Source organism: Bacillus sp. P4_E1 (assembly GCF_056401715.1).
In genome coordinates this window covers 146,327-172,408 of record NZ_JBFUIV010000004.1, presented here as the reverse complement: position 1 = coordinate 172,408, position 26,082 = coordinate 146,327, and the positions used below count along the sequence as shown (strand labels likewise).

Annotated in this window: 28 protein-coding genes; 21 read left to right on the top strand and 7 right to left on the bottom strand. The window is 34.4% G+C overall.

Annotated elements, in window-relative coordinates:
• Nucleotides 1-41: 41 nt before the first annotated feature.
• Complete coding sequence (locus AC1DS7_RS07350) at nucleotides 42-326, bottom strand: YesK family protein (RefSeq protein WP_002086206.1); 285 nt, start codon at nucleotides 324-326, stop codon at nucleotides 42-44.
• Between the two features lie 112 nt (nucleotides 327-438).
• Nucleotides 439-1,383 (bottom strand): L-lactate dehydrogenase, encoded by a 945-nt coding sequence (locus tag AC1DS7_RS07345; protein ID WP_002012312.1) that lies wholly within the window; start codon nucleotides 1,381-1,383, stop codon nucleotides 439-441.
• A gap of 200 nt (nucleotides 1,384-1,583) precedes the next feature.
• Here AC1DS7_RS07345 and AC1DS7_RS07340 point away from each other — a divergent pair, with 200 nt between their 5' ends.
• The 7 genes from AC1DS7_RS07340 (at nucleotide 1,584) to AC1DS7_RS07310 (ending at nucleotide 9,000) form a co-directional block, all read left to right on the top strand.
• Entirely contained in the window at nucleotides 1,584-3,020 is a 1,437-nt protein-coding gene (locus tag AC1DS7_RS07340; protein ID WP_476998879.1) for a flavin monoamine oxidase family protein, read from the top strand.
• Nucleotides 3,021-3,137: 117 nt separating this feature from the next.
• The gene (locus AC1DS7_RS07335; protein WP_170969899.1) at nucleotides 3,138-4,055 is read left to right on the top strand and encodes a CobW family GTP-binding protein; all 918 of its coding nucleotides are present in this window, start codon (nucleotides 3,138-3,140) and stop codon (nucleotides 4,053-4,055) included.
• A 298-nt stretch (nucleotides 4,056-4,353) separates the two neighbouring features.
• Nucleotides 4,354-5,571 (top strand): substrate-binding domain-containing protein, encoded by a 1,218-nt coding sequence (locus AC1DS7_RS07330; RefSeq protein ID WP_002031313.1) that lies wholly within the window; start codon nucleotides 4,354-4,356, stop codon nucleotides 5,569-5,571.
• A 90-nt stretch (nucleotides 5,572-5,661) separates the two neighbouring features.
• Nucleotides 5,662-6,435 (top strand): ABC transporter ATP-binding protein, encoded by a 774-nt coding sequence (locus tag AC1DS7_RS07325; RefSeq protein WP_016103178.1) that lies wholly within the window; start codon nucleotides 5,662-5,664, stop codon nucleotides 6,433-6,435.
• The gene (locus AC1DS7_RS07320; RefSeq protein ID WP_476998878.1) at nucleotides 6,413-7,114 is read left to right on the top strand and encodes a branched-chain amino acid ABC transporter ATP-binding protein; all 702 of its coding nucleotides are present in this window, start codon (nucleotides 6,413-6,415) and stop codon (nucleotides 7,112-7,114) included. Before AC1DS7_RS07325 ends, AC1DS7_RS07320 begins: the two co-directional genes overlap by 23 nt.
• Nucleotides 7,115-7,136: 22 nt before the next feature.
• Nucleotides 7,137-7,997 carry a branched-chain amino acid ABC transporter permease gene (locus AC1DS7_RS07315; RefSeq protein ID WP_002141340.1) on the top strand — a complete coding sequence of 287 codons (861 nt, stop codon included), beginning with the start codon at nucleotides 7,137-7,139 and terminating at the stop codon, nucleotides 7,995-7,997.
• Nucleotides 7,998-8,046: 49 nt separating this feature from the next.
• The gene (locus AC1DS7_RS07310; protein WP_002126891.1) at nucleotides 8,047-9,000 is read left to right on the top strand and encodes a branched-chain amino acid ABC transporter permease; all 954 of its coding nucleotides are present in this window, start codon (nucleotides 8,047-8,049) and stop codon (nucleotides 8,998-9,000) included.
• Between the two features lie 164 nt (nucleotides 9,001-9,164).
• On the opposite strand, the gene AC1DS7_RS07305 is transcribed toward AC1DS7_RS07310, so the two are convergent.
• Nucleotides 9,165-9,953, bottom strand: coding sequence for a LysR family transcriptional regulator (locus AC1DS7_RS07305; RefSeq protein ID WP_002031321.1), 789 nt, complete (start codon nucleotides 9,951-9,953; stop codon nucleotides 9,165-9,167).
• A 120-nt stretch (nucleotides 9,954-10,073) separates the two neighbouring features.
• Here AC1DS7_RS07305 and AC1DS7_RS07300 point away from each other — a divergent pair, with 120 nt between their 5' ends.
• The 12 genes from AC1DS7_RS07300 to AC1DS7_RS07245 all read left to right on the top strand — a co-directional run bounded on the left by AC1DS7_RS07300 (nucleotide 10,074) and on the right by AC1DS7_RS07245 (nucleotide 21,591).
• Entirely contained in the window at nucleotides 10,074-10,640 is a 567-nt protein-coding gene (locus tag AC1DS7_RS07300) for a DUF4865 family protein (RefSeq protein WP_002031323.1), read from the top strand.
• A gap of 24 nt (nucleotides 10,641-10,664) precedes the next feature.
• Nucleotides 10,665-11,075: a tautomerase family protein gene (locus AC1DS7_RS07295; protein WP_002031325.1), complete on the top strand. Its 411-nt coding sequence runs from the start codon at nucleotides 10,665-10,667 to the stop codon at nucleotides 11,073-11,075.
• The gene (locus tag AC1DS7_RS07290) at nucleotides 11,072-11,395 is read left to right on the top strand and encodes a carboxymuconolactone decarboxylase family protein (RefSeq protein WP_033709001.1); all 324 of its coding nucleotides are present in this window, start codon (nucleotides 11,072-11,074) and stop codon (nucleotides 11,393-11,395) included. The genes AC1DS7_RS07295 and AC1DS7_RS07290 overlap by 4 nt, the downstream gene beginning before the upstream one ends.
• A 101-nt stretch (nucleotides 11,396-11,496) precedes the next feature.
• Nucleotides 11,497-11,940: a MarR family winged helix-turn-helix transcriptional regulator gene (locus tag AC1DS7_RS07285; RefSeq protein ID WP_002012331.1), complete on the top strand. Its 444-nt coding sequence runs from the start codon at nucleotides 11,497-11,499 to the stop codon at nucleotides 11,938-11,940.
• Between the two features lie 52 nt (nucleotides 11,941-11,992).
• Entirely contained in the window at nucleotides 11,993-12,934 is a 942-nt protein-coding gene (locus AC1DS7_RS07280; protein ID WP_016103180.1) for a ring-cleaving dioxygenase, read from the top strand.
• A gap of 16 nt (nucleotides 12,935-12,950) precedes the next feature.
• Nucleotides 12,951-14,006, top strand: coding sequence for an LLM class flavin-dependent oxidoreductase (locus AC1DS7_RS07275; RefSeq protein ID WP_476998877.1), 1,056 nt, complete (start codon nucleotides 12,951-12,953; stop codon nucleotides 14,004-14,006).
• A gap of 625 nt (nucleotides 14,007-14,631) precedes the next feature.
• Nucleotides 14,632-16,035, top strand: a complete 1,404-nt coding sequence (cydA, locus tag AC1DS7_RS07270; protein WP_016098345.1) for a cytochrome ubiquinol oxidase subunit I — start codon at nucleotides 14,632-14,634, stop codon at nucleotides 16,033-16,035.
• A complete protein-coding gene (gene cydB / locus AC1DS7_RS07265; protein ID WP_016103182.1) occupies nucleotides 16,022-17,038 on the top strand; it encodes a cytochrome d ubiquinol oxidase subunit II in 1,017 nt (338 codons plus the stop codon). Before cydA ends, cydB begins: the two co-directional genes overlap by 14 nt.
• A complete protein-coding gene (gene cydD / locus AC1DS7_RS07260) occupies nucleotides 17,038-18,759 on the top strand; it encodes a thiol reductant ABC exporter subunit CydD (protein ID WP_476998876.1) in 1,722 nt (573 codons plus the stop codon). The genes cydB and cydD overlap by 1 nt, the downstream gene beginning before the upstream one ends.
• On the top strand, nucleotides 18,756-20,480 hold the full coding sequence (gene cydC, locus AC1DS7_RS07255; protein ID WP_476998875.1) for a thiol reductant ABC exporter subunit CydC: 1,725 nt from the start codon (nucleotides 18,756-18,758) through the stop codon (nucleotides 20,478-20,480). Before cydD ends, cydC begins: the two co-directional genes overlap by 4 nt.
• A 195-nt stretch (nucleotides 20,481-20,675) precedes the next feature.
• The gene (locus AC1DS7_RS07250; RefSeq protein ID WP_002031341.1) at nucleotides 20,676-20,897 is read left to right on the top strand and encodes a hypothetical protein; all 222 of its coding nucleotides are present in this window, start codon (nucleotides 20,676-20,678) and stop codon (nucleotides 20,895-20,897) included.
• 244 nt (nucleotides 20,898-21,141) lie between these two features.
• Complete coding sequence (locus AC1DS7_RS07245; RefSeq protein WP_002012340.1) at nucleotides 21,142-21,591, top strand: DUF6376 family protein; 450 nt, start codon at nucleotides 21,142-21,144, stop codon at nucleotides 21,589-21,591.
• A 35-nt stretch (nucleotides 21,592-21,626) separates the two neighbouring features.
• On the opposite strand, the gene AC1DS7_RS07240 is transcribed toward AC1DS7_RS07245, so the two are convergent.
• The 3 genes from AC1DS7_RS07240 to AC1DS7_RS07230 all read right to left on the bottom strand — a co-directional run bounded on the left by AC1DS7_RS07240 (nucleotide 21,627) and on the right by AC1DS7_RS07230 (nucleotide 23,503).
• Nucleotides 21,627-21,965, bottom strand: a complete 339-nt coding sequence (locus tag AC1DS7_RS07240; RefSeq protein ID WP_002135751.1) for an EamA family transporter — start codon at nucleotides 21,963-21,965, stop codon at nucleotides 21,627-21,629.
• The gene (locus AC1DS7_RS07235; protein WP_002086172.1) at nucleotides 21,958-22,299 is read right to left on the bottom strand and encodes an EamA family transporter; all 342 of its coding nucleotides are present in this window, start codon (nucleotides 22,297-22,299) and stop codon (nucleotides 21,958-21,960) included. The genes AC1DS7_RS07240 and AC1DS7_RS07235 overlap by 8 nt, the downstream gene beginning before the upstream one ends.
• A 202-nt stretch (nucleotides 22,300-22,501) precedes the next feature.
• Complete coding sequence (locus tag AC1DS7_RS07230; protein ID WP_016103185.1) at nucleotides 22,502-23,503, bottom strand: S66 family peptidase; 1,002 nt, start codon at nucleotides 23,501-23,503, stop codon at nucleotides 22,502-22,504.
• Nucleotides 23,504-23,722: 219 nt separating this feature from the next.
• On the opposite strand from AC1DS7_RS07230, the gene AC1DS7_RS07225 reads away from it, so the two are divergent.
• Both AC1DS7_RS07225 and AC1DS7_RS07220 read left to right on the top strand, forming a co-directional pair.
• On the top strand, nucleotides 23,723-24,676 hold the full coding sequence (locus tag AC1DS7_RS07225) for a D-alanyl-D-alanine carboxypeptidase family protein (protein WP_002086170.1): 954 nt from the start codon (nucleotides 23,723-23,725) through the stop codon (nucleotides 24,674-24,676).
• 248 nt (nucleotides 24,677-24,924) lie between these two features.
• The gene (locus AC1DS7_RS07220) at nucleotides 24,925-25,524 is read left to right on the top strand and encodes a nitroreductase family protein (protein ID WP_016103186.1); all 600 of its coding nucleotides are present in this window, start codon (nucleotides 24,925-24,927) and stop codon (nucleotides 25,522-25,524) included.
• A gap of 43 nt (nucleotides 25,525-25,567) precedes the next feature.
• On the opposite strand, the gene AC1DS7_RS07215 is transcribed toward AC1DS7_RS07220, so the two are convergent.
• Nucleotides 25,568-25,738 carry a hypothetical protein gene (locus AC1DS7_RS07215; protein ID WP_002086168.1) on the bottom strand — a complete coding sequence of 57 codons (171 nt, stop codon included), beginning with the start codon at nucleotides 25,736-25,738 and terminating at the stop codon, nucleotides 25,568-25,570.
• Nucleotides 25,739-26,082: the final 344 nt, after the last annotated feature.

The window sequence follows — 26,082 nt, the reverse complement described above, 5'->3', positions numbered from 1 at the left end:
AATGACCGATGTTTTCTCTTGATGAAAACATCGGTCATTTATTATTTTTTCTTTGGAGGAGGTAGTTTAATGAAGGTATTTGCAATTAAAGCTATAATAACAGCAGCAAAAATAAAGACTGCAATTACACTAACTCCCATACCTGCCCATCCTCCTACAAGGAAGATACTTATCGGTATTGCTAACAAGCTTAAAATAATTAGAATCAATCCGAGATTCTTATCATATTTTTTAGTTGGAAATAGCGTTCTGATGATTAAGAAGAGGAAAAGTATTAAGGATGCTACAGCTAGCAAGAGGATTGCAATCGTCAAAGAATCATTCATGAAATCACCCCTTTTTATAGATAATATTACCGTTTAAATTGAGGGGGAACTATAAAAGTATAAAAAAGCAATCCAATATAAATCGGATTGCTTTTTTGATTGGAAAATATGATTAAAGAACAGGAGCCATTGTTTCTTTCAACACTTGAACAGAGTGATCGAATTTTAATTCTTCCTCTTCACTTAGTTCAACTTCTAAAATTTCCCGAACACCGCCGCGGTTTAAAACAGCAGGTACGCCGATATAAACATCCTGTTGGCCGTATTGACCTTCAAGATATGCTGATACAGTTAATACGCTGTTTTCATTGCTTAAGATTGCTTTCGTAACACGTAAAAGTGACATGCCGATGCCGTAGTATGTAGCACCTTTTCGTTCAATAATGTGATAAGCTGCATCACGAACGTTTACGAAAATATCATCTAAATCTTTTTGGTTATATGTGTTGTCTTTTTCAAGAAGCGTTTGTAGTTTTTGAATACCAATTGATACGTGACTCCACACCGGAAGTTCTGTATCACCGTGCTCTCCGATAATATAAGCGTGAATGTTATGAGGTCCAATATCGAAGTACTCACCTAACATATAGCGGAAACGAGCTGAGTCAAGAGTTGTACCAGAACCGATTACGCGTTCTTTCGGTAATCCAGATTCTTTCCAAGTTACGTAAGTTAAAATATCTACAGGGTTTGTTGCGATTAAGAAGATGCCATCAAAGCCGCTATCCATAATGCTACGAACAATTTGCTTGAAAATTTTAGCGTTTTTCTCAACTAAATCTAAACGTGTTTCACCTGGCTTTTGTGGCAATCCAGCTGTAATTACAACAAGATCTGCGTCTTTACAATCTTCATAACTACCTTTCCAAACCTTTGTTGGAGCTGGTGCGAAAGGAACGGCATGGCTTAAGTCCATTGCTTCTCCTTCAGCTTTTGCTTCATTTACATCAACTAAAACAAATTCTTCAGCTACAGCTTGGTTAATCATACAGTAAGCATAACTACATCCAACTGCTCCTGTTCCTACTAATACAACACGGTTAATACCTTTTTTCATTTCAAAATTCCTCGCTATTTCATAAATTTTATTATGTAAGATAATACGTCTTACTTCTATAGTTTCATATCTATTTTATTACATTTTATAAAAGATATTCAAGTGATTGAAAATGTATCCACTCAATTACTTGAATGAAACATAGGAATCCTGTTAAACGAATATAATTCAGTAAAATCCTTCGTAAAAGGGGAATTGGCATGGGGAATCCATTATCGATGGAACAAATGCTTCAAATTGTTCATGAAGGGCTTGCCAAAACGAATAACCCCAAACGGATTACAGTTGCCGGTGCAGGGATATCTGGATTAGTTGCAGCATCTTTATTAAAAGAGGCTGGGCATGAGGTAACGATTATAGAAGCGAATAACAGAATAGGTGGCAGGGTGTATACGATTCGTGAACCATTTAGTGCAGGATTATATTTTAACGCAGGTCCTATGCGTATTCCGGATACTCATGATTTAACTTTAGCCTACATTCGTAAATTTAAACTACCGTTAAACCTTTTTATTAATAAAACTTCTTCAGATATAATTTATACGAATAACAAAAGAACGAGATTGGATGTGTTTGAAAAGGATCCAAGTGTACTTGGATATCCAGTTTTAGATAAAGAAAGAGGGAAAACGGCAGAAGGGTTAATGTTAGAGGTATTGGAACCGATACTTAATTATATTAAGAAAGATCCTAATAAAAACTGGATTATTGTTGAAAAAAAGTATAAAACATATTCGCTCGCTTCATTTTTAACTGAGTATTATTCAGATGGAGCAATAGATATGATCGGAGTACTTCTTGATATGGAAGCATACATGGGAATGTCTTTAATTGAAGTATTACGCGAAATGATCTTTTTCACTTCGACGACGAAATATTATGAGATAACGGGCGGGATGGATAAATTACCAAATTCATTTTTACCAGAACTAAAGGATAATATTTTTATGTCATATAAAGTAGAAAAAATTATACAGGAAGATAATAAAGTAATGTTGCAAGTAACTCATGAACATACGTTAGAGCAATTTATAGTAACGGGTGATATTGCTATTATCACAATTCCATTTTCAGCTTTGCGCTTTGTAGAAGTTCAGCCATATCATTTATTCTCTTATTATAAAAGGCGGGCAATTCGTGAATTAAATTATATTGCTGCAACTAAAATTGCGATAGAGTTTAAAAGTAGATTTTGGGAAAGAGCAGGACAATATGGTGGTAAGTCAATTACAGATTTACCTATCCGCTTTACATATTATCCGAGCTACGGCATTCATACACCAGGGGCGGCTATCGTTTTAGTGAGTTATACGTGGGCAGATGAGGCGTTAACGTGGGATAGTCTCTCGAATAGAGAACGTATTCGTTATGCGTTGAAAAATTTAGCGCAAATATATGGAAATGTGGTTTATAGTGAGTATGTTGCGGGAGAATCTTTTAGCTGGAGTCAAAATCCGTATTCTTGCGGAGCATTTACAGCTTTTGAACCAGGGCAAGAGCTTGAATTGTTTCCATATATTACGCCGCCAGCGGGTAGAGTGCACTTTGCAGGAGAACATACGACATTAACACATGGATGGATGCAAGGGGCAATCGAGTCTGGAATTAGAGTTGCTCATGAAGTGAATGGAAAATGAAACGATAATCTAGCAGTTTTGTTTACAAATAGGTATTCTTTTAATAAAATGATAAATATAAATCGTAATAATTACGCTTTGAAGAAATTTGAAGTAGAGAAATGGATGGTCGGTCGAATGAGTAAAGTAGAAATTCATATATTAGGTGGTTTTTTAGGTAGCGGAAAATCAACATTGCTGCAAAATTTATTATTAGCAGAAAAGAAGAAAAATCGAAAAGTTGCAGTTTTGATGAATGAAATCGGTGAATACTCGGTAGATACAGATATTATTGGAAAAGAGAATGTGCTAAGGGAACTTCTGAAAGGATGTATTTGTTGTACGTTAAAAGAAGAGCTTGAAATTCAATTACATTCTTTATATCAACAAGAAAGACCAGATGTAATTTATATAGAAACAACAGGTGTCGCACATCCAATTGAAGTGTTAGATGCATGTGTATCACCAATTTTAGCTCCTTTCCTTGAAGTGAAATCAATTGTCGTCGTTTTAGATGCAGTAAGATGGTTAAACCGAAGTATATTAAGTGCAAATGTACAACAGCTATTACATGAGCAAATGAAATATGGAAGTCATATTCTTATTAATAAATCAGATTTATTAACAGATTCGGATAAGAACAAAGTACTTGAAGACGTGAAAGCAATAAATAATCATGCGAAATTGTTTGAAACAAAATATTGTAATATATCTTTAGAAGACATAGAAGAAGCTGAATTTACGAATGATGGGGAACATGAGACACTACATGTCAAACAGCATTTACATATACAAACGATGACGTATCAATTTACGAAATCGATTGATCAAGATAAATTATACGAATGGCTTTCGAATTTACCAGATAGTATTTATCGTGTAAAAGGATTTGTGAAATTCCATGGAGATAAATACCCTCACTTATTCCAATATTCATTTGGCGTACCAACTTTACTGGAACAAGACTTCGGTTTCCCGACAAACTTGGTAGTAATAGGGGAAGGATTAGATAAGAAGCAATTGGTTGAGGGGTTAGAGAAAGTCGAAAATAATTAATCGGTTTTTCTAATCATTTTTTTAGGTAAGCTGCAAATAATTGACTTAATGAATTAAGTCAATTATTTGCAGCTTTTTGCGTGATGATTACTGTAATGAAACAGTAATTTCATTTGAACAACGGAATATATATTGATTGTATGTCCGTTTCCATTTAATAGGAAGGTGATTATAGATTTGTGCCGAATGTAGAGGTTACTACAAGAGTTTTCCATTACCAATTTTAAAGTCATGATTACGGACAGGGGAATTTGGCGTGTTTGATTCTATCAGAAAGTAAAGTATGGGGAGGATCACAATGTCGATGAAAAAACGTAAATGGCTAAGAACGGTGGTTACTGGTTGTGTTTTAGGGTCATTATTAGTAACAGTAGCTTGTTCGGGAAAGAAGACAAGTACAGAAGATGAAAAGACGATTAAGGTAGGGGTTCTTGCTTCATTAACAGGTCCATTAGAATCATATGGAAAACAAACAGTGAACGGATTTGAATTAGGGTTAGACTATGCAACTGGTGGAACTGGGAAAGTGGAAGGGAAGAAGATTAAGTTTGTTGTAGAAGATACGGAAACGAAAGCTGATGTAGCGGTTAAAAAAGCTACGAAGTTATTAGAAGAAGAGAAAGTCGATTTTTTAGTCGGATCGTCTAGTTCAAGTGATACATTAGCGGTTTTACCACTTGCAGAGGAATATGAAAAAATAATGGTTGTAGAACCAGCAGTTGCTGATAGTATTACCGGGAAGAACTGGAATAAATATATTTTTAGAACAGGTAGAAACTCTTCGCAAGATGCGATTGCTGGGGCTGCCTCAATTGCTAAAAAAGATGTAAAGATTGCGACGTTTGCTCCAGATAATGCTTTCGGTCGTGAAGGGATTGCAGCATTTAAAGCGGGAGCAAAGAAATTAGGTGCGAATATTGTAAACGAGCAATACGCGGATACGAATTCAACTGATTTCACTGCAAATATTCAAAATATTATTAGCTCAAAGCCAGATTATTTATTTATCGTTTGGGCAGGTGCGAATTCACCATGGAAACAGTTGAAAGATATGAATGTGGAAGCGCAAGGTATTAAAATTTCTACTGGTGCACCTGATATACCAGCATTAAAAACGATGGATGCACTAATAGGGATGCAAGGGTTTTCTGTTTATTATCACTCACTTCCAAAGAATAAGGTGAACGATTGGCTAGTAGAAGAACATAAAAAACGTTTTAATGGTGCTGTTCCAGATCTGTTTACAGCAGGAGGAATGTCAGCGGCAATTTCTATCGTCGAATCTTTAAAGAAAACGAAGGGCGATACAGATGTAGATACACTTATTAAGAAAATGGAAGGGATGGAATTTGAGACACCGAAAGGAAAGATGAAATTTAGAGAGAAGGATCATCAAGCATTACAAACTCTATATTCTATAACGCTGAAAAAGCAAGATGGTGTTGATTATCCAGTACCAGTGTTAGAGAGAGAATTAACGATGAAAGAGACAGAACCATCAATTCAGAATAAATAGACTGAATTTTCTGTTGTATTTGTATAAAGAGGGAATACCCTCTTTATACTTGTTTCTTTCATAAACATGGCTTTCAGTGGGAGGGATTTTATGACACATTTGTTAGAGACGAAAAATCTTTGTGTATCTTTTGGGGATCATCATGTTATTAAGGATGTTAATTTAACGGTACAAAAAGGAAAGCTCATTTCAATAATTGGACCGAATGGTGCTGGAAAGACAACGCTATTCAATTTACTAAGTGGACAAATTTCTCCAACAAAGGGTGAAGTATATTTTAAAGGACAAGAGATTACAAATTTATCAATTTCGGATCGTACTCGATTAGGAATTGGTCGTTCTTTTCAACTTACAAATATATTCCCAGAGTTAACGGTACTTGAAAATGTTCGTTTAAGTGTTCAATCATTTGTGCAAGATTACTATAGTTTTTTTCCGAGTTCGGCAAAATTTAAGCAACAAGTTGGAGAGGCGAGACGTTTCTTAAAAACAGTATTACTTCACGAGAAAGAACATGTATTAGCGAAAGATCTAGCGCATGGGGAAAAACGAAAGTTAGAGCTTGCGATGTTATTAGCTTTAAAAACGGATGTGTTACTACTTGATGAGCCGACGGCAGGTATATCAGTTGAGGAGGTACCGGCTATTTTACAAGTGATTGAAAATATTAAGAAACATCCAGAGAGTACAATTGTACTTATTGAACACAAAATGGATATGGTACTAGGTTTGTCAGACCATCTTATCGTTTTATTCCATGGAGAGTTATTGGCTGAAGGTTTGCCCGAAGAAATGATGAAAGATGAGCGTGTACAAAGTGCTTATTTAGGGGGATTATATAGTGGCACTATTACAAGTGAATAATATAGAGACGTATTTAGATCAGTTTCATATTTTACAAGGGGTATCTCTTACTGTTGAGAAAGGAACGATTACTGTACTGTTTGGAAGAAATGGGGCAGGGAAGACTACGACATTACGTTCGGTTATGGGATTTCACCATATCGCACATGGTGAAATTTATTATGATAGTACACAAGTAAATGGATTATCTACACATTTAATTTCAAGGAAAGGAATAGGGTATGTACCAGAAAATCAAGGTATTTTTCACGACCTGACAGTAGAAGAAACATTCGCTCTTGCTAGGGGGAAGGGAGAAGAAGCGGAAGAAAAAATAGACTGGATGCTTGAATTATTTCCAGATTTAAAGAAATTTTGGCACAAAAAAAGCGGACTCTTAAGCGGAGGGCAAAAGCAAATGCTAGCAATTTCAAGAGCATTTATTAATAGTGATGGTTTATTACTTATTGATGAGCCGAGTAAAGGCTTGTCGCCCATTATGATAGAAAAATTAATGATAGCCATTTTGAAAATGAAGGAAAAAACGACTGTTTTACTTGTTGAACAAAATTTTATGATGGCTAGTCAAATCGGTGATTATTTTTACATTATGGATAATGGGCGCATTGTGCATAACGGTTTCATGGAGGAACTGCGAGAGGATAAGGAAACATGTCATAAATATTTAGGTATTTCTTAACATTGATACGGGGGGATAGAACGTGGATGTGCTAATTAACTTATTTGTAAATGGCGTTTCGACAGGGATGCTTATTTTTTTATTAGCGTCTGGTCTATCACTTATTTTCGGTTTAATGAGCGTACTAAATTTTGCGCATGGCGGTTTATTTGCATGGGGAGCATTTACAGGCGTTTGGTTATTTAATATGACAGATAGTTATTTATTAGCGCTAATTGGGGCAGTCGCTATGGGTATGTTCCTCGGTTTCATTTTAGAAAGATTTCTTATTAGACCAGTGTATGGAAACCATGTGCGGCAGCTACTCGTGACACTCGGAGGAATGCTCGTTCTTAGCGAGTGCATCAAAATATTTTGGGGTCCTAATCCAATTGCTGCAAAATTACCGTTATGGCTTCAAGGCAGTTTTACATTTGGAGGAGTTATCTTAATAAAATATCGCCTATTCGTTATTTTAGTTGGGATACTAATTTACATCGCTTTACTATTGCTGCTGAAAAAAACAAAGATAGGACTTATGATTCGCGCTGGTGTAATGGATAAAGAGATGGTTCAAGCTCTCGGAATTAACGTAAAAGCGATATTCTCGTTTGTTTTTTTATTAGGAGCAGGGATGGCGGCGTTAGGTGGTTTTCTACTAGCACCATATTCAGGAGTTATTTTTGCTGAGATGGGTATGCAGTACGCAATTTTAGCTTTTATAGTAGTTATTATTGGCGGATTAGGTAGCGTACAAGGTTCAGCGCTAGCATCTTTAATTGTCGGATTAGCCGGTGCTTTTACAGCGTATTTTTTGCCAGATTTATCTCTTGCAATCAATATGTTAATGTTACTATTTTTCTTAATAGTGAAGCCAACGGGACTTGTTGGTGAAAAGGGGTGAAATGGTGAACAGCACATCAAATCGAATTAAAGTATACTTCGGAGTATTTATGCTCATTTGTTTAAGTGTATTTCCATTCGTAAATGATTCACGGAGCTTGTTAATTTTGTTCACTCAAATCTTCATCTTTGCTATTTTCGCTATGAGTTTTGATGTTCTCCTTGGATATACAGGTATTGTTTCATTCGGTCATTGTATGTTCTTTGGTATAGGGGCGTATGGGGTAGCACTTTTATTTGATCGACAAGGGGTGTCTATCACAAACTTTTTTATAGGAATAGCAGCCGCAATTATTGTATCAGCCATCGTTAGTTATATAATCGGTTTGCTTTCTTTACGGCTGAAAAGTCATTTTTATGCAATGTTAACGCTTGCTATTTCCCAGCTGTTTTTTGTACTTGCTGAAAAATGGCGTTCACTGACTCATGGAGGAGATGGATTTACATTTCGTGTACCAGATATATTCCGTGATCGTTTTACATTTTATTATATAACATTTATATGTCTAATCAGTATTTTCATTTTGTTACGTCTTTTCACAAAATCTTCAATTGGGAAAGTGTTAAAGGCGATTTCACAAAATGAACAACGAGTTGAAGCACTTGGCTATAAAGTTCTTCATTATAAAATTATTGCTAGTGTTGTTGCAGGAGTAGTTGCAGCGATTAGCGGTGGTTTATTTGTCATCACATTACGCTTTGTTAATACAACTGTATTTTCAATTGAAATGACGTTAAATGCATTATTGATGACAATGATTGGGGGAGTTGGAACGTTAATCGGAGCTATTGCTGGAGCGGGGATTATTGAATCACTGAAATATTATTTATCAGAACTAGCTACAGAGTATCCGATTTTTGAAAGGTGGACGATTATTCTAGGTTTATTATACATTATCGTGTTATTAGTTTTTCCAAAAGGATTAGTTGGAACGGTTAAGAAGTTGAAGAATTTTAAAAGAAGTAAGAAGGAGAAGAGTACAGGGGTGGAACAGAACGTGTAAAATAAGTCTTCAAGATGAAAAGGGATGTCCTAGTAGTTAAACATATTAACTAGGTAACATCCCTTTTTATTTTATTAAGCCGTACGATAGTATATGAAGTTATATTAGCGATTCGAAAAGGGATATTTATTTACCCGTAAAATACGACAAGTGTAGCCTTTTTATTAATTAAATAGTTCACCTGGAATCACTTTATCTAAGTCTCGAGTTGTAAAGAAGTTAATAGGTAGTTTTTCAACCGCGACATTTTCAACTGGAACTAATTTATCATTTCTAATCGGTAAAAAAGCTATCCCATTTCCCTCAACAATAAACTCTTCAATAAGCGAATAAGAATCTAACTGTTGAAGTTGATGCTGAGATAGATTGTTTTCTTTTAGAAATTGTATTGTCATATTTCTAAAAGGGCACTTTTTATCGTTACTAACAAAGAAAAGTTCTTTTGAAAAGTCAATGTTACACTGTTCTTTCGCTTTTAATAAGCCTACAGAAATTGAAGTGGTGAATACTTTTTTAAACGCTGCGTCGGGATAATCCTCATAAGTTATGACCATATCAACTTTTTGTTGCTGTAGTAGTTTTTGTAAATGGCTACTACTTTCTATATATATTTGATAATTCCTGAAATTTTCTTTAATACGCATACTTAAATAATTAGTCAAAATAGATTGTGACGTCGCTATTACATAAGAAGAAGCACTTGTTTTAATTTCATCTTTGGCTTCTTCTAAAAGAGCTAATATTTTATTCGTGTAGTCTAATAAAATGTCACCAGAAGGTAACAGGGAGACACCTTTGTTATCTCTATGTAGTAAAGGTGTTTCTAATTCTTGTTCTAATTTTTTGATTCGCTCAGTTACATTTGGTTGTACATAGCCTAGTTCTTTAGCGGCTTTACTAATAGATCCTTCGTTAGCTACAGTTTTAAATATGATAAGATCATTTATTTCCATTCATTTCAGCCCCTTATACGGTATCATTATAAATGATATCAAACATAATTTATACCTATTTTACGTCAGCCAATCATCGGTTTATCATTATATATATAAGATCGAAAGTGAGTGATAAACATGATTGGTATGCAATATAAGGTCATTTTACCAAAGGATTATGACATGGAGATTATTAAAAAAAGGGTAAAGGATAATGGGTTTAAAACTGATGGTTTTCAAGAACTAAATTTTAAGGCTTATTTAATTACTGAGACAGGTAAGGGTGGGAATTTCTATAACTGTTATGCACCTTTATATATGTGGAATGGTTATGAAGGGATGAACAAATTTATATTCGAAGGGTATTACGATAATATTTTGCAATCGTTTGGGTGGCAACAAATAAATATAGGTGTTCCATTAGTTGTTAATTTAAGTAATGATTTTAGAAAAAGTAGATATGCTGTTGAATATGCAGGGAGTATTTCTCAAAGTAAATCGCTGATTGGGACGCAATTAAATAAAGTAAATGAAAATGTGCAAAACATAGAAAAATGTTTAGGAAATGTAATAGTTTATAATCCGGATAAGTGGGGATATAGTCAATTCAGTTTTTATAAGGAAAAGCCTGAAATAGATGTAATGGGCGATGTTACTATTTATGAGATTTTACATATTTCACGAGGATATGTTGTTGAATGCTAAATTAAGAAAAAGGAATGAAAATCTATGCCTTTTGTGAACGTTTATTATCATGAAGATATATTAAATAAAGAAGAGTTGAAAAAGATAGGTGAATGTATCCATCTTTCATTAATTGAACATTTCGACATCCCTGAAAATGATTATTTTCAAATATTTTTACCTTATCAACAAAATCAATTTTTGTATAATCCATATTATTTGTTGGAAAGAGGAGAAATGAGAACTGAGAATATGATTCATGTTTCTATTACATGTGGACCTGGAAGAACAGTGCAACAGAAAAAAGGTTTGTATCAATCTATATCCTTTGAAATTTCAGCATGTTCCAATGTGAAAGTTACTGACATTTTTATTACATTACATGAGATAGCTGCTGAAAACTGGTCATTTGGTCAAGGGATGGCACAATTGGTAAAAATGAAGGGAGCAAAATGATGAATGAACCAATTGAATTCTATATTCCAAAGAAAATGAGAGAAGTAGCACCTGTATTTTCTCATTATAGTGAAGAGATATTATTTGAGGAAGTGTGGCGGGATGCCGCTTTAACATTAAGAGAAAGAAGCTTATGTACATTGTCGGCACTAATCAGTCTTGGTAATACAGAACAATTACCATTTCATCTGAAGCTAGCTAAACAAAATGGGATAATGGAGAATGAATTAGTTGCATTAATAACACATATGGCTTTTTACGTTGGTTGGCCAAAAGCTGTGGCAGCTTTAAATATAGCAATGAATGAAATGGAAAGTTAAGAATAATGATTTTGGGAGGTATTTTTAACATATTTCTACTTGCATTACTATCACTTGAGTGGTAAAGTGATAGTAAGATTAACGCTAGGAAGTGATGAAACATGCGTGAAAATACGATAGGATCGTTAATATGGCTACGTTTAATACGATTTACGAACCAAAGTAATCAAATGTCAAATGAGTTTTTAAAACGTTTTGATTTAACAACAGCCCAATTTGATGTGCTTTTGCAAATACGGACTTATCAGCCATTAACACAAATGGAGTTAGCAGAAAAGGTTACCGTTACACAAGGCGGTATTTCTCGAATGTTAACACGTCTTGAAAAAGAAGGATATATTATACGAAAACAAGATTGGAAAACGAAAACAATTAGTCTTACAGAGCAAGGGGAAGCGGCTTTAGAAAGAGCATTGCCAGAGCAACTTGCATTTCAATCATCATTTTTTGATGATGTATTAAATGAAGAAGAGCAGAAAATACTATACGAGTTGATGTCAAAAGTTCATAAGCATAGTGAAAAAAAAGAATTACCGAATGAGTAATTTTTTTTACTTAATCAATTGACTAATCAAGTGATAAAGAGGAGGAAGTTTTATGTATACAATTCCAGGACATCACCACATTTCTATGGTGACTAAAAATGCGAAAACAAATAATAATTTTTATCGAGATGTCTTAGGATTACGCCGGGTGAAAAAGACAGTCAATCAAGATAATCCATTTATGTATCATTTGTTTTATGGTGATTTAACAGGGAGTGCCGGAACTGAATTATCATTTTTTGAAATGCCGAATGTAGGTAGAACAATCCGTGGTACAAATGCAATAACACAAATAGGCTTGCTCGTACCTTCAATAGAAAGTCTTACATTTTGGAAGAGACGTTTTGAGTCACTCCAGGTGGCGCATGGGGAAATTACAACTTACGCCGGAAGAGACGCACTGCACTTTGAAGATCCAGATGGTCTACGGTTAGTGCTGTTAAATAATAAAGATGAAGAGGTGCCTGAATATTGGACTGCATGGGATGAATCTTCTGTAGAGCAGAATCATCGTATTTTAGGCATGGGAACAGTTGAAATGACAGTGCGCAGTTTAAATAAATTATCAAAAACATTAACAGGTTTGTTTAGTTATAAAGAAGTATCTCGTTCAGAAGATGAGGGGATTTATCAATCTATCGATGGTCAATCTTTTGGAGAAATTTTGGTGAAACAGCAAGATGGAGAGAGTGAAAGACCAGGAAAAGGAAGTATTCATCATTTAGCTATTCGTGTGAAAAATGATGAAGAACTGAGTTATTGGAATGAAGCGGTGAAAGATAAAGGGTTCCAATCAACAGGGATTATCGATCGCTTTTATTTTAAAAGTTTATATTTCCGTGAGTCAAATGGCATTTTATTTGAGATTGCGACGGATGGCCCAGGATTTACAGTAGATTCAACAGTTGAAGAATTAGGAAAAGAGCTGGATTTACCACCATTTTTAGAAGAGAGAAGAAAAGAGATTGAAGAGAAATTAATACCGCTTTATTAAAAGGGAGAGAGCAACTATGGAAAAATACCGTATTGATACAAGTAAGGGAATTGAATTTGGATTATATTCAATTGGAGATCATATTTTAAATCCGCATGATGGTTCGAAAATAAGTGCAGAAAAAAGAATTCATGAACTAATTGAAACAGCTAAGTTAGCAGATGAAGCTGGAATTGATGTGTTTGCTGTCGGTGAAAGTCATCAAGCGCATTTTACAACGCAAGCTCATACAGTTATTTTAGGAGCTATTGCACAAGCTACGAAAAACATTAAAATCGCGAGTTCTGCAACAGTATTAAGCACGTCAGATCCGGTTCGTGTATATGAGGATTTTGCCACAATTGATTTAATTTCTAATGGTCGTGCTGAAATCGTTGCTGGTCGTGGATCTCGTATTGGGGGATATAGTTTACTTGGTTACGATGTAAATTATTATGAAGAACTATTTGAAGAGAAGATGGATCTTTTATTAAAAATAAATAAAGAAGAAAGTGTAACATGGAAAGGGCAGTTTAGAACGCCACTTGAACATGCGGCAATTATACCGAGAGCTAAAAATAACAATATGCCAATTTGGCGTGCTGTTGGAGGGCCACCTGCTAGTGCAATTAAGGCAGGACGCGCAGGTGTACCAATGATGCTTACGACACTTGGTGGCCCAGCTGTTAATTTTAAAGTTTCGGTTGATGCATATCGTGAAGCAGCTGAGCAAAGTGGTTTTGATCCAGCAACATTACCAATTGCAACAACAAGTTTATTTTATACAGCAGAAAATTCACAATATGCACTTAGTGAATATTATCCTCATATTAATGCTGGTATGCTTGCGCTACGCGGTGGTGGGTATCCAAAACAACAATTTACTAACGCAGTAGATCACCGTGATGCGTTAATGATTGGTAGCCCGCAACAAATTATTGAAAAAATGCTTTATCAATATGAATTATTTGGACAGCAACGTTTTATGGCACAGATTGATTTTGGCGGTGTACCATTTGATAAGATTGAGAAAAACATTGAATTAATTGCTACCGAAATTATGCCGGCTGTTAGAAAATATACAACGAAATAATGATTAAAGTACCGGGAATATAATTTATTCTCGGTACTTTTTTATTTAGTCTGTTTGAAAAATGACAAAAAAACGAATTTTATGTCTAGAGAAAGGGGAGTTTTTTTCTATTTGTGAATAACAATATTGTTGATTTGAATTTTGGAAATACATTTTTCTCTTGACAAAAAACTAGCATATTTCTAGGTTTGATTCGAGGACATTTTTCAAGGGTAAAGTCAAGCGTATGAAGAGAAAAACATAATAACAATTGATATAAGAGTGTGTTGTATGTTTGAAAAGTACGTTTTTAAAATGTGAGAAATCAAATTCAAAAAAATTACAAAAGACATATTTCAGACAAAATCCTGTCAATAATACGTCAAAAATCACCTGAATTTATTATGTAAGTATATTATACAATTCGATTAACGAATAAAACACTACTGAAATAGTGAAAAGGTAAATCGTATGAAGAAAGTTCTTTTGTAATTATCTAAAAAACTGACAATCTATATTTTCAGAAAGTACATAAACGAATTTATCTTTTTGTATTTCCACATGATTGAATTGTTCGTTATGAAGTGAATTCATACAATTCAATCGATATTACGATATAAAAAAATATGAAGGAAGTGACTTTAGCATGGAAACGCTCGAATTGGCACGAATACAATTTGCATCAACAACGATTTTTCATTACTTTTTCGTTCCGCTGTCTATAGGTTTAGCTTTTATCATTGCGTTAATGCAAACGTTGTATGTGGTAAAGGGACAAGAAATTTATAAGAAGATGACAAAGTTTTGGACACAAATATTCCTTGTTAACTTCGCAGTAGGTGTAGTAACAGGTATTTTACAAGAATTTCAGTTTGGTATGAACTGGTCAACGTATTCACGTTTTGTTGGTGATGTTTTCGGACCATCACTTGCAATTGAAGGTTTATTAGCATTTTTCATTGAGTCTACATTCCTAGGTTTATGGGTATTCGGTGAGGATAAACTTCCGAAGCGAGTTCACCTTTTATGTATTTGGCTCCTCTCAATAGGAACAATGTTATCAGCATTTTGGATTTTAACTGCAAGTGCATTTATGCAGTCCCCGGTAGGATATGAAATGGCTGCAGATGGACGTGCGCAGATGAATGATTTCTTGGCGATTATTCAAAATCCACAACTATGGGTGCAATTCCCGCATACAATTACAGCGGCACTTGCAACAGGCGCATTCTTTATTGCTGGTGTTAGTGCATGGAAAATCGCAAAACAACAAGAGACTGAGGTGTTTAAGAAGTCTTTCCGAGTTTCTATCGTTGTTGGAACAATTTCAACAGCATTGGTATTATTTTTCGGTCATGCACAAGCGCAAAATTTAATTAAGACACATCCGATGAAAATGGCAGCAGCTGAAGCATTATGGAATACGAGTGAGGATCCAGCGCCATTTACAGTATTTGCAAAAATTGATACAGAGAAGAAAGAAAATTCGTTTGAAATTCAAATCCCTTATATGCTAAGTCTATTGTCATACGATAAATTTAGCGGTCAAGTTGAAGGGATGAACCAAATTCAAAAACAATATGAAGAAAAATATGGACCTGGAGATTATATTCCGCCAGTACATACTATGTTCTGGAGTTTTAGAGCGATGGTAATGAGTGGAACATTCATGCTTCTTTTAGGAATGTACGGCTGGTTCTTATCAAGAAAAGATCGCTTAACTGAAAACCCTTGGTATTTAAAAATAATGGTATATGCAATTGCACTACCGTTTATCGGTAATACAGTAGGATGGATCATGACTGAAATGGGACGTCAGCCTTGGGTTGTCTTCGGTGTTATGAAAACAGAAGATGCTGTATCTCCAAACGTTTCATTTGGAGAAGTATTATTCTCTCTTGTTTCATTCACATCACTATATTTAATTGTTGGAGGAATTACTGTTTACTTATTCGTTCGTATCATTAAAGGACATGCGAATAAGAAAACGAAAAAGGATTATCAAAGCCATGATCCATTTGATAAGGAGGAAGAGTATGTTATCTCTTAATGAGTTGTGGTTTCTAATTATCTCAACCTTATTCGTTGGCTTCTTTGTACTTGAAGGTTTCGATTTTGGTGTAGGAATTGTTTCAAGGTTTTTAGGGAAAAACGATTTGGAAAAACGTATATATTTAAATACAATTGGGCCGTTTTGGCACGCAAATGAAGTATGGCTTGTTTGTGCTGGTGGCGCTATGTTTGCGGCATTCCCGCACTGGTATGCAACTTTATTTAGTGGGTTTTATATTCCATTTGTGTTTATGCTTCTTGCATTAATTATAAGAGGTGTTTCCTTTAAATTCCGTGCGAAAATAGAAAATCATAAATGGAAGAGTTTCTGGGATTGGGGCATGTTTATTGGAAGTTTGCTACCTCCTATACTTTGGGGAGTTGCAATCGCAAACTTTATGACAGGTGTACCAATTGATGAAAGTAAAAATATGGTAGGCGGGTTCATGAAATTACTTCACCCATTTGCGTTACTTGGGGGAGTTATGTTTCTTCTTCTATGTATTGTTCATGGTTTGCAATTCCTTACTATACGTACAACAGGGAAACTACGAGAACGCGCACGTATTGCCGCGACAAAGATTGCACCTTTTGCATTAATAACACTTCTTGTTTTTGCAGCTGTAGGGTTATGGAAAACAGATATTTTCACCGCACATGGTTCAGAGTGGCTAATGGTTCCAATTGGAGCTTTTGTAGCGCTATTTGTTTCTACTTTATTGAATAAAAGAAGAAGAGATGGTTGGGCTTTCTTTATGACGAGTTTAACAATCATTTTGTTAAGTGCAAGTGTGTTCATCGGTATGTTCCCGCGTGTCATGATTAGCTCATTAGGAGCGGTAAATGATTTGACAATTTATAATGCAGCATCAGGACCTTATGCATTAAAACTGATGAGCTATTTCTCTCTTGCTATTTTACCGTTTGTTATCGGTAGTCAAATATGGAGTTTCTATGTATTTAGACAACCTGTTAAGTCAGACAAAGATTTGGAGTACTAATGAAAAGAAAAAGAGGACTTCCGTCGTATCCTGGTAGCCGAGTTTTATATGTAACTTTAAGTCTTATTAGCATTTTAGAGGCGTGTAGTATCATTGCGCAGACAGTGTTTTTAGCACGAGCAATCACATTTTTATTTCAAGGAGAAACAGTGCAAGCTGTGCTAAATGAAACTGTTTATTTTGGGGTCACGTTTGCAGCACGCCAAATGTTGGTGCGAACATCGCAAATATTGGTGGAGCGTTTCGCTGAAAAAACAGGATTTGCATTACGTAAACAGTTAATAGAAGCATATTTTACGTTAGGGCCGAGATTTGTCCAAACGAATGGGACTGGTCATTTGGTTACTTTATCGATAGAAGGTATTGAGAAATTTAAAACATATATTGAATTGACAATTCCTAAAATGATTAGAAGTAGTATCGTTCCAGGGCTAATTGTTCTATATGTTTTTACACTGGACATTAAGTCTGGAATCATTTTAGTTGTAACGATTCCAATTGTGATCATATTTATGATCCTTCTAGGATTAGCAGCGCAGAAAATGGCGGATAGCCAATATGAGACATATCGTGTACTTTCTAATCATTTTGTAGATACGTTAAAAGGATTAGAAACATTAAAGTATTTAGGGAAAAGTAAACAGCACGAAGGAAAGATTGAAAAAGTAAGTAAACGATATAGAAAAGCAACGATGCGTACTTTGCGAGTTGCTTTTCTTTCTTCTTTTGCATTAGATTTCTTTACGAGTTTATCAATTGCATTTGTAGCAGTTGGATTAGGGATACGGTTAATAGATGGGACAATTATACTGTTGCCAGCTCTTACGATTTTAATTTTAGCGCCGGAATATTTTCTGCCGATTAAGCAAGTTGGAGCGAATTATCATGCTACATTAGATGGACAACTTGCAATGGAGCAAATAGAAGAAATTTTACAGAAACAAAAAGAAATAGAAAAGAAAGATTCAAATGTAGATATAGTATGGAATTCTTCTAGTAGTTTGAAATTACAAGATGTAAAAGTAAATAATGATGAATCTGAAAAGGCTATATTAGAGGGAATTGATTTTACTTGGCAAGGTAACGGTGCTATAGGCATTATTGGTGAAAGTGGGGCAGGGAAATCAACGTTAATCGATGTGTTAGCAGGATTTCTACCGCCTTCGGGTGGGAAGATGTTAGTAAATGGTGTGGAAATTGGTGAATCTACTCGAGAAGATTGGCAAAAAAATATTGCTTATATTCCGCAGCAACCTTATATTTTTCCGCTTTCATTAAAAGATAATATTTGTTTCTATGAAACGAATACAATTGATGAAGAAGTTGAGAGAGTTATTAATGAAGTTGGCCTTCGTTCGCTCGTTGCATCATTACCACATGGGATGTACGAAAGAATTGGAGAAGGTGGACGTATGCTTAGTGGCGGACAAGAACAACGTGTCGCTATGGCACGTGCACTTTTAAGTAAAAAGCCAATCATTTTATTAGATGAACCTACAGCACATCTTGATATTGAAACTGAATTTGAAATAAAGCAATCGATGTTACGTCTGTTTGAAGGTAAGTTAGTATTTCTTGCAACGCATCGTCTGCATTGGATGAAGCAAATGGATCATATTCTTATTTTAAATAAAGGGGAAATTAAAGAAAGTGGAACATATGAAGAGCTTTTAAAGAATGAGACATTACATTTTCATAGGGAAGAGAGGGGAGAGCGATGAGTAACTGGATTAAACCTCATATACAGCAAAATAAAGGTAGAATGACGTTGACTATTTTCCTCGGGCTTCTTGGAGTTAGTTCAGGTGCGATGTTACTTTTCATTTCAGGTTATTTAATTTCTAAATCTGCTCTCAGACCAGAAAATGTAATGGCTGTATATGTTCCTATAGTTGCAACGCGTGCGTTTAGTATAGGGCAAGCTGTCTTTCATTATTTAGAGCGTTTAGTAGGGCATGACGTCGTTCTACGAATTTTAGAAAAAATGAGAACAAAACTATATAGAATTGTAGAACCACAGGCGTTATTTTTACGCTCTCGATTTCAAACTGGTGATGTACTAGGTGTATTGTCTGATGATATAGAACATTTACAGAATCTATATTTACGTACAATATTCCCTAGTATATTAGCGTTAGTTGTATATAGCATTTTCGTAATTGTTATAGGTGCATTTGACTTAGTATTTGCACTTATCGCAGCTTGTATGTTAGCTGTTATTGTTTTTCTTCTCCCATTCGTATCACTACTTTTGATGAAACGACATCATGTTGCTTTGAAGCGAGGAAGAAATCGTTTGTATCAACAATTGACAGATGCTGTATTTGGGTTATCTGATTGGCAGGCGAGTGGTAGAAAAGATGAATTTATTAATGAGTATGTAGCGCAAAATGTCCAGTTGTTAAAGACAGAAAAGAGAGTGAAACGCTGGTACCATATTCGAGACAGTATCATTCATTTAATAGTCGGCATTGTAGTTATTTCAATGATTATGTGGACTGGAAATCAAGCGGCAAGTGAACAGATTGCACCTACAGTTATCGCAGCTTTCGTATTAATGACATTATCTGTGACAAATGCGCTTATCCCTATATCAGATGCTATCGATCGAATTCCATCTTATGTAGAATCTGCTCATCGGCTTAATGGCGTAGAAAGTGAGAGCACTTTGGATGGTGGTAAGGAGTTACCTGTAAATAAGGAATACGTTGTATCAAAACATGTAGATATTGAACTGAGTAATGTGTCGTATAATTACCCGGATAGTAATGAACCTGTATTAAAAGATGTATCATTGCAAATAAAGGCAGGAAAGAAAATTGCTATTTTAGGTAGAAGTGGAACAGGAAAATCTACTTTACTAAAACTGTTAACTGGGGCGCTACGTCCGGTGAGTGGGCAAGTTATATTGAATGGTGAACAAGCTCGTACGGGTTTTTTGTCAAAATATATTTCTGTATTAAACCAAAAACCACATTTATTCGATACGACAATTGGAAATAATGTGCGGATCGGTAAACCAGAGGGTAATGATGAAGAGATATGGAGAGCTTTAGAGAAAGCACAGCTAGCACCGCACATTGCTTCTCTTCCTGATGGATTACAAACAAAAATGCATGAAATGGGAAAGAGGTTTTCTGGCGGAGAAAGGCAAAGGGTAGCATTTGCAAGAACTCTTATGCAAGAAGCATCGATTATTGTGCTTGATGAACCAACTATCGGTTTAGACCCTAAAACGGAATTAGCCTTAATAGAAACAATGTTTTCTGCAACAGAAGAAAAGACTGTTATTTGGATTACACATCATCTTGTAGGAATTGAACATGTAGATGAAGTTATTTTCCTTGATAGTGGCCAAATCGCTATGCAAGGTAGTCACGAACAGCTACTGAAAGAAAATGAGAAATATCGTAGGTTATATGAGCTTGATAAAGGTATATAGGAATGAAATGCAAAAAAACACAAATTCTTGGTAGTTCAAGGTTCGTATTTTTTTGTATTTGTGGTGAAATCATATAAGCCGTATAAGCTATTTGATCATGAAATGGTTATATATTGTTAGAAAGGGTGTTTAAAACCTATCCTTTCAAGGCAATACTTGAGCCATAGTGAATGGATTGTTGGAAGGCGTGATTATATGTTTGAAGAGGATGGCATTGTTTTAATACTGGAGCCTGCTGATGAGCGGAATATGAGGAAATTTATTTTTACAGTACCGAAGTCAGTTTATGAAAAAAAAGAAATTTTATTACATTACGGAACACCTTTAGGCCAAGGATATACGGACATTATAGAAGATATTATTAGTGTACATATAGACATAGATATTATAACAGTAATAGGGCATGTGAGAGGATAAAGAGAAACTTTAATTAGTGAGAGCTATACGTACCTGGAAAACAGACGTACTTAAAATAAGTATGTCTGTTTTTATATTTAAATGAAGATAGTTTCGAGGTACATGTTGAACAGGATAATAATGATTTTTCTAGAATGTATAAGAGGAAGATTAAAAAAATAAGATATGATGTGATAAAGTGTATAAGAAGAAAATAAAGTGTTTATAAATGAATAAAAGTATGGCAATTATTTAGGAGGTAAAAATGAAGTTTACAAAAACAATGTTACTTTCAATTGTAGTTTCAATTGGTTTGATGGGATGTTCGCTAGTAGAGGAAGGGAAGAACTCCATAGATTACGCTCAAAAAGCGACAGACTATGTAAATGAAATAAGTGCATTTGCAAATGAAGCGCCAGCATTAGCAGAAAAGGCCGTTAATGATGGGGAAGCCCGGAAAGAACTAGAAACGAAACTTACTGAAATTAAACAAGATATACCAGCTTTTAATGAATTAACACCACCAGATGTAGCGAAGGATCTTCACCAGCAAATCGTCGGGTATAATGAAAAGTTAAATACATTAATTGATACATCTATGACAAAGATAGAGGAAGGGAAAATGAATGTAGAGCAGTTTAAAAACTCTGAGCTTATGCAGACGATAGAACAAGTTCGTGATTTGAAAGATAAGGTTCAAAATTTAGGGCAATAACAAAAAGATCCGTTTATCATAAACGGATCTTTTTGTTATTGAATACAATAGATGATTACACCAATGACAATAATAATGTTGCCAATGATTTTTCGTTTCGTGATTTTCTCCCCTAGGAAGTACCAACTGAAAATTAAAATGATGATATAACTTAATGATTCTAATGCAGATGCTTGCTTTAATGCCATGCCCTTTAAGGCGATCACATTTAATCCGGCATTAATTACAAATAAAAAGTAGCCGATGATAACATAAGGATTCACATATTCTTTTATTCTAGAATCGTATTGTTGTAAAGTAGCCTTTTTTAATAATATTTGTGAGTAATTGGCTAAAATTATCCCAAATATCAATAATAACATATAACTATTCATCTTTTGTCACCACCACAATTCCGACGATAATAATAGCTGCGCCAAGTATGTGATTCCACTGTATCGTATCTCCAAACAGGAATACTGACCAAAGCATTGACCATAGTATGATAATCCCACGGTGTGAATATGCTCTAGAAATTTCAAAGTTCTTAATGACTTGTTGCCATAGAATTGCATATCCGAATAAAAGTACAACAAGTCCGAAGTAAGCAATAAAAAATGAAATTGATGCAATAGGGAATTGAGATGCCCATTTCATGTAAACCATAATGATAGAATATATCAAGAAGGCTACATGTAGAAATACATAGTTTTTAATAGTTGGTTTCATATATTCACTCTCTTTTACTTTATATACACGTATGTAAACTCGATGTATATAATCAATAGCTTCTTATTATATATAAAAGGCATATTGAAATGATTTTTGTTTATTTCTTCACATTCCAAAATATATAGTATCATGTCTTCTAATGTAAAACAATAGAAGGCAATGCGTAGCTTTAGAGCTGAAAATAATAGAGCTAGTAGAGTTAGATTTTCCACTGTTCTATAATTTGTATCGTTTTATTTGTTGCATCCATCTCTACGTGAATACCTATTGGCAAAGTAATCATTGGATGAGTATGACAACAGTCAAAATCGGCTAGAAAAGGAAGTTTTTGATTTTGTAATACTTCTAATAATATTTCGTAAGGTTTTCTATTTGTACCACAATCATCAAATTGCTCATGTTTTCCAAGGATGATACCTGAAACTTTATCAAAAACGCCGCTAATTTTAAGTAATGAAAAACTTCTTTCGATAGTAGCTGCATCTTTTGAGCTATCTTCAATAAAGAGAATGTCACCATCTTGAATAAGTGGCATATAGGGGCTACCCCAAATACCTTGTATAGTGTTTAAATTCCCACCAATAATACGTCCAGTAGTTTTTCCGCCCATTACTGAAATCCAATTGTTCGGTCGAAGATCTTTTTCTTTCGTTTTTTCTTCCCAATTAATAAATTCATCTGACCAAAATAACGGCTGGTTTATGTTGTAAGGAAGGTGTTGATCAGTTAATAAAGTATCCGCAAAATATTTGTACGTGCAATCTACGAAAGGCTCAAATTCACCAAAAGAAGGAACAAGTGCTGGACCATAAAATGTAGGAATTCCTGTTTTTGCATAAATACCTAGTAATAATGCTGTTGTGTCTGAATAGCCAATCATTATTTTAGGATTCTTTTGAAAAGTCTCATAATCAATATAAGGTAATAATGAATTTGAATTCAGTCCCCCAATTGTCGACATGATACAAGAGACGTTAGGGTTTCTAATCAAGTCATTTAATTCCTCAGCACGCTCTTTAATGCTCCCGGAACGATAATAATCATATTGACCTGTTAGTGAACCTTCTAATATATGAAATCCTTTCTTTTGTAAGTATAATTTTGCGCGCTCAAATCTCTTTGGAGAAGTATAGGTTACTGGTGAAGAGGGAGAGTAGATGCCAATGGTATCGCCATATTTTAATGCTTTTGGAAGTATCATTTGTATAAATCCTTTCTATTATATAGTGTTTTTGTGTTTAAATGTAATTGAATATTCTTATATTTCGTTGTTTTTAGTGTAACACATATGAAAAAGAGAACGAGGTTGAAATTATAATTGTTATAGATGAATAAATATGCTTTTTACCTTGACGATATAAAGTAATTGTTGTTATGGTTAAACATGAGTGTATAAAAGGTTTGTTAAAGGAGTTTTAGAATGAAGCGGTTAAAATGGGGAAGATTAACAATCCTGTTAGTAGTAATTCTGGGTATATGTTGGTTCTTTTTCCAAGGAGTTCAAAAGAGTGAAACAAATGTAGATACTCAGCCTTTACAAGTGGCAGAGCTACCTAAAACAGGGCTATCTGAAAAAGTAGTTCCACCAAAATATATACCACCAGAAATTGATGCAAAAGCAGCTATTATTATCGATGCGAGTAATGGAGAAGTTATTTATCAAAATAATGAAAATGAAGCTGTTGCCCCTGCTAGTATGTCAAAAATGATGACAGCATATCTCGTTTTAGAGAGTATACATAATGGGAAAGTCCACTGGGAAGATCCAGTGAAAATAAGTGCAAAGTCGGCACAAACAGAGGGTGCAAAAATCCCGATGCAAGCAAATGATACATTAACTGTTAAGGACTTATATCATGCGTTAATGATTGAATCGGCTAATAATTCGGCTGTCGCTTTAGCGGAACATGTAGCTAAGACAGAAAAAAACTTTGTTCAACTTATGAATGAAAAAGCAAAGCAGTTAGAAATGTCAGATAAAGCTAAATTCGCGAATGCTTCCGGATTGCAGGAGCCCGACGGAAGTGAAACAAAAATGACAGCAGCTGACGTAGCGAAATTAGCGTATCATCTTATAAAAGACTATCCAGAGATATTAGAAGTGACTCACTTACGTCAAAGTCAGTTAGCATTTAATAATGTTAATGTTACAAGCACAAATGAGATGTTAAACAAAAATAATAAAGCTTTATATATAGAAGGAATAGACGGATTAAAAACAGGATTTACAGATAGCGCAGGGTATTGTTTTACAGGTACTGCAAAACAAGGTGATAATCGCATTATTACAGTTGTTATGGGGACAAAAAGTAAAACAAAACGTTTTACAGAAACAAATAAATTAATGTCCTATGCATTTCAATTGCTTAATTAGGTGAAGAAAGAAGTAATTTAGATTGTTATAAAAATAAGACAGACAGTTTATTGAACCTTGATTTTGGTGACAATAAACTGTTTTGTTATTTTTTGACGTATAGGAAGTGGAAACTCAAGTGATATCATTTGAGTTTGTTTTTGTTTGTTGATATTATTAAGTTAAGAACTTATTAATAATAAGTTCGAGAGGCATTATATGCTTCGTACATATGATACTGCCTCAAATGAAAATTGGAGGGAATTGTAATGGCAAAAGATTTTTACTCAGCAATTGAAGACAGAAGATCTATTTACGCGATTAGTAAAGAGCAAGTAGTTTCTGATGAAAGAATTCAAGAAGTGATTTATCATGCTGTGAAACATACACCTTCGGCTTTTAATTCTCAAAGTGCAAGAGTTGTTGTATTACTAGGTGAACAACACGACAAATTATGGAGTGTTACGAAAGAAACGTTACGAAAAATTGTGCCTGAAAATAATTTTGCACCTACTGAAGAGAAAATGAATGCATTTAAAAGTGGCTATGGAACAGTTTTGTATTTCGAAGATAGTAAAGTAGTAGAAAGTTTGCAAGAGAACTTTGCACTATATAAAGATAATTTTCCTACATGGTCTCAGCAATCTTCTGGAATGTTGCAATTTGCGATTTGGACAGCATTAGAGATTGAAGGTTTTGGTGCTACACTACAGCATTATAATCCGTTGATTGATGAGGAAGTAAAAAAAGAATGGGATGTACCTGAAAACTGGAAGTTAACTGCGCAAATGCCATTTGGTAAACCGGTAGTTTCGGCAGGAGATAAAGAATATCAGCCATTAGAAACTCGTGTGAAAATTTACAAATAAAATAAAAAATAAAAGGTGAACAGAGATATAATCTGTTCACCTTTTATAAGTAGTAAGGATTTTTTTTGTAGGAATTTTTCATCTGATTTTTTAATTTGTTTTTACGTGTTTCAATAGTTGATACTTTTTGTAATGTTATAATTGAAACGAATTGAAAAAAAGCATAGTACAGTTCTATATTTTTATTTATAGGATCATCTATTATGTTTTTCATAAATATATCTCCTTTTTTTATCTCACTATTTGCGGGCAGTAAGACTTCCATATCAAAATTCAATGATACGTATAGAATACCGACCTGTAAAAGTTCGATTGGTTTCAGTGTGGGGTGAATAAAATTTGTATGGATTAAAATCCTACTTTATATATGATAATATAAATATCCTAAAAATTCCATGGATAGTGAAAAATAGATAGTGGAATGTGTATTTTCGTCAAATTAGAACAGAATTTTTGGAGTTAAATCTTACAAATCGTCAAATCTTTTAAAAACGATGGATAATATCAAAAATAGTTTTCTAAAAATATTATACTATTGATAAAAAAAGCACTTTTTGT

Bases quoted from the DNA above. Each gene is read 5' to 3' on its own strand.
- cydC (WP_476998875.1), top strand. From the start codon at position 18,756: ATGAGTAACTGGATTAAACCTCATATACAGCAAAATAAAGGTAGAATG.
- AC1DS7_RS07295 (WP_002031325.1), top strand. From the start codon at position 10,665: ATGCCTTTTGTGAACGTTTATTATCATGAAGATATATTAAATAAAGAA.
- AC1DS7_RS07345 (WP_002012312.1), bottom strand. From the start codon at position 1,383: ATGAAAAAAGGTATTAACCGTGTTGTATTAGTAGGAACAGGAGCAGTT.
- AC1DS7_RS07250 (WP_002031341.1), top strand. From the start codon at position 20,676: ATGTTTGAAGAGGATGGCATTGTTTTAATACTGGAGCCTGCTGATGAG.
- AC1DS7_RS07220 (WP_016103186.1), top strand. From the start codon at position 24,925: ATGGCAAAAGATTTTTACTCAGCAATTGAAGACAGAAGATCTATTTAC.
- AC1DS7_RS07235 (WP_002086172.1), bottom strand. From the start codon at position 22,299: ATGAAACCAACTATTAAAAACTATGTATTTCTACATGTAGCCTTCTTG.
- AC1DS7_RS07245 (WP_002012340.1), top strand. From the start codon at position 21,142: ATGAAGTTTACAAAAACAATGTTACTTTCAATTGTAGTTTCAATTGGT.
- AC1DS7_RS07340 (WP_476998879.1), top strand. From the start codon at position 1,584: ATGGGGAATCCATTATCGATGGAACAAATGCTTCAAATTGTTCATGAA.
- AC1DS7_RS07300 (WP_002031323.1), top strand. From the start codon at position 10,074: ATGATTGGTATGCAATATAAGGTCATTTTACCAAAGGATTATGACATG.
- AC1DS7_RS07310 (WP_002126891.1), top strand. From the start codon at position 8,047: ATGCTCATTTGTTTAAGTGTATTTCCATTCGTAAATGATTCACGGAGC.
- AC1DS7_RS07350 (WP_002086206.1), bottom strand. From the start codon at position 326: ATGAATGATTCTTTGACGATTGCAATCCTCTTGCTAGCTGTAGCATCC.
- cydB (WP_016103182.1), top strand. From the start codon at position 16,022: ATGTTATCTCTTAATGAGTTGTGGTTTCTAATTATCTCAACCTTATTC.
- AC1DS7_RS07215 (WP_002086168.1), bottom strand. From the start codon at position 25,738: ATGAAAAACATAATAGATGATCCTATAAATAAAAATATAGAACTGTAC.
- AC1DS7_RS07330 (WP_002031313.1), top strand. From the start codon at position 4,354: ATGTCGATGAAAAAACGTAAATGGCTAAGAACGGTGGTTACTGGTTGT.
- AC1DS7_RS07335 (WP_170969899.1), top strand. From the start codon at position 3,138: ATGAGTAAAGTAGAAATTCATATATTAGGTGGTTTTTTAGGTAGCGGA.
- AC1DS7_RS07240 (WP_002135751.1), bottom strand. From the start codon at position 21,965: ATGAATAGTTATATGTTATTATTGATATTTGGGATAATTTTAGCCAAT.
- AC1DS7_RS07285 (WP_002012331.1), top strand. From the start codon at position 11,497: ATGCGTGAAAATACGATAGGATCGTTAATATGGCTACGTTTAATACGA.
- AC1DS7_RS07325 (WP_016103178.1), top strand. From the start codon at position 5,662: ATGACACATTTGTTAGAGACGAAAAATCTTTGTGTATCTTTTGGGGAT.
- cydD (WP_476998876.1), top strand. From the start codon at position 17,038: ATGAAAAGAAAAAGAGGACTTCCGTCGTATCCTGGTAGCCGAGTTTTA.
- AC1DS7_RS07305 (WP_002031321.1), bottom strand. From the start codon at position 9,953: ATGGAAATAAATGATCTTATCATATTTAAAACTGTAGCTAACGAAGGA.
- cydA (WP_016098345.1), top strand. From the start codon at position 14,632: ATGGAAACGCTCGAATTGGCACGAATACAATTTGCATCAACAACGATT.
- AC1DS7_RS07275 (WP_476998877.1), top strand. From the start codon at position 12,951: ATGGAAAAATACCGTATTGATACAAGTAAGGGAATTGAATTTGGATTA.
- AC1DS7_RS07280 (WP_016103180.1), top strand. From the start codon at position 11,993: ATGTATACAATTCCAGGACATCACCACATTTCTATGGTGACTAAAAAT.
- AC1DS7_RS07225 (WP_002086170.1), top strand. From the start codon at position 23,723: ATGAAGCGGTTAAAATGGGGAAGATTAACAATCCTGTTAGTAGTAATT.
- AC1DS7_RS07290 (WP_033709001.1), top strand. From the start codon at position 11,072: ATGATGAATGAACCAATTGAATTCTATATTCCAAAGAAAATGAGAGAA.
- AC1DS7_RS07230 (WP_016103185.1), bottom strand. From the start codon at position 23,503: ATGATACTTCCAAAAGCATTAAAATATGGCGATACCATTGGCATCTAC.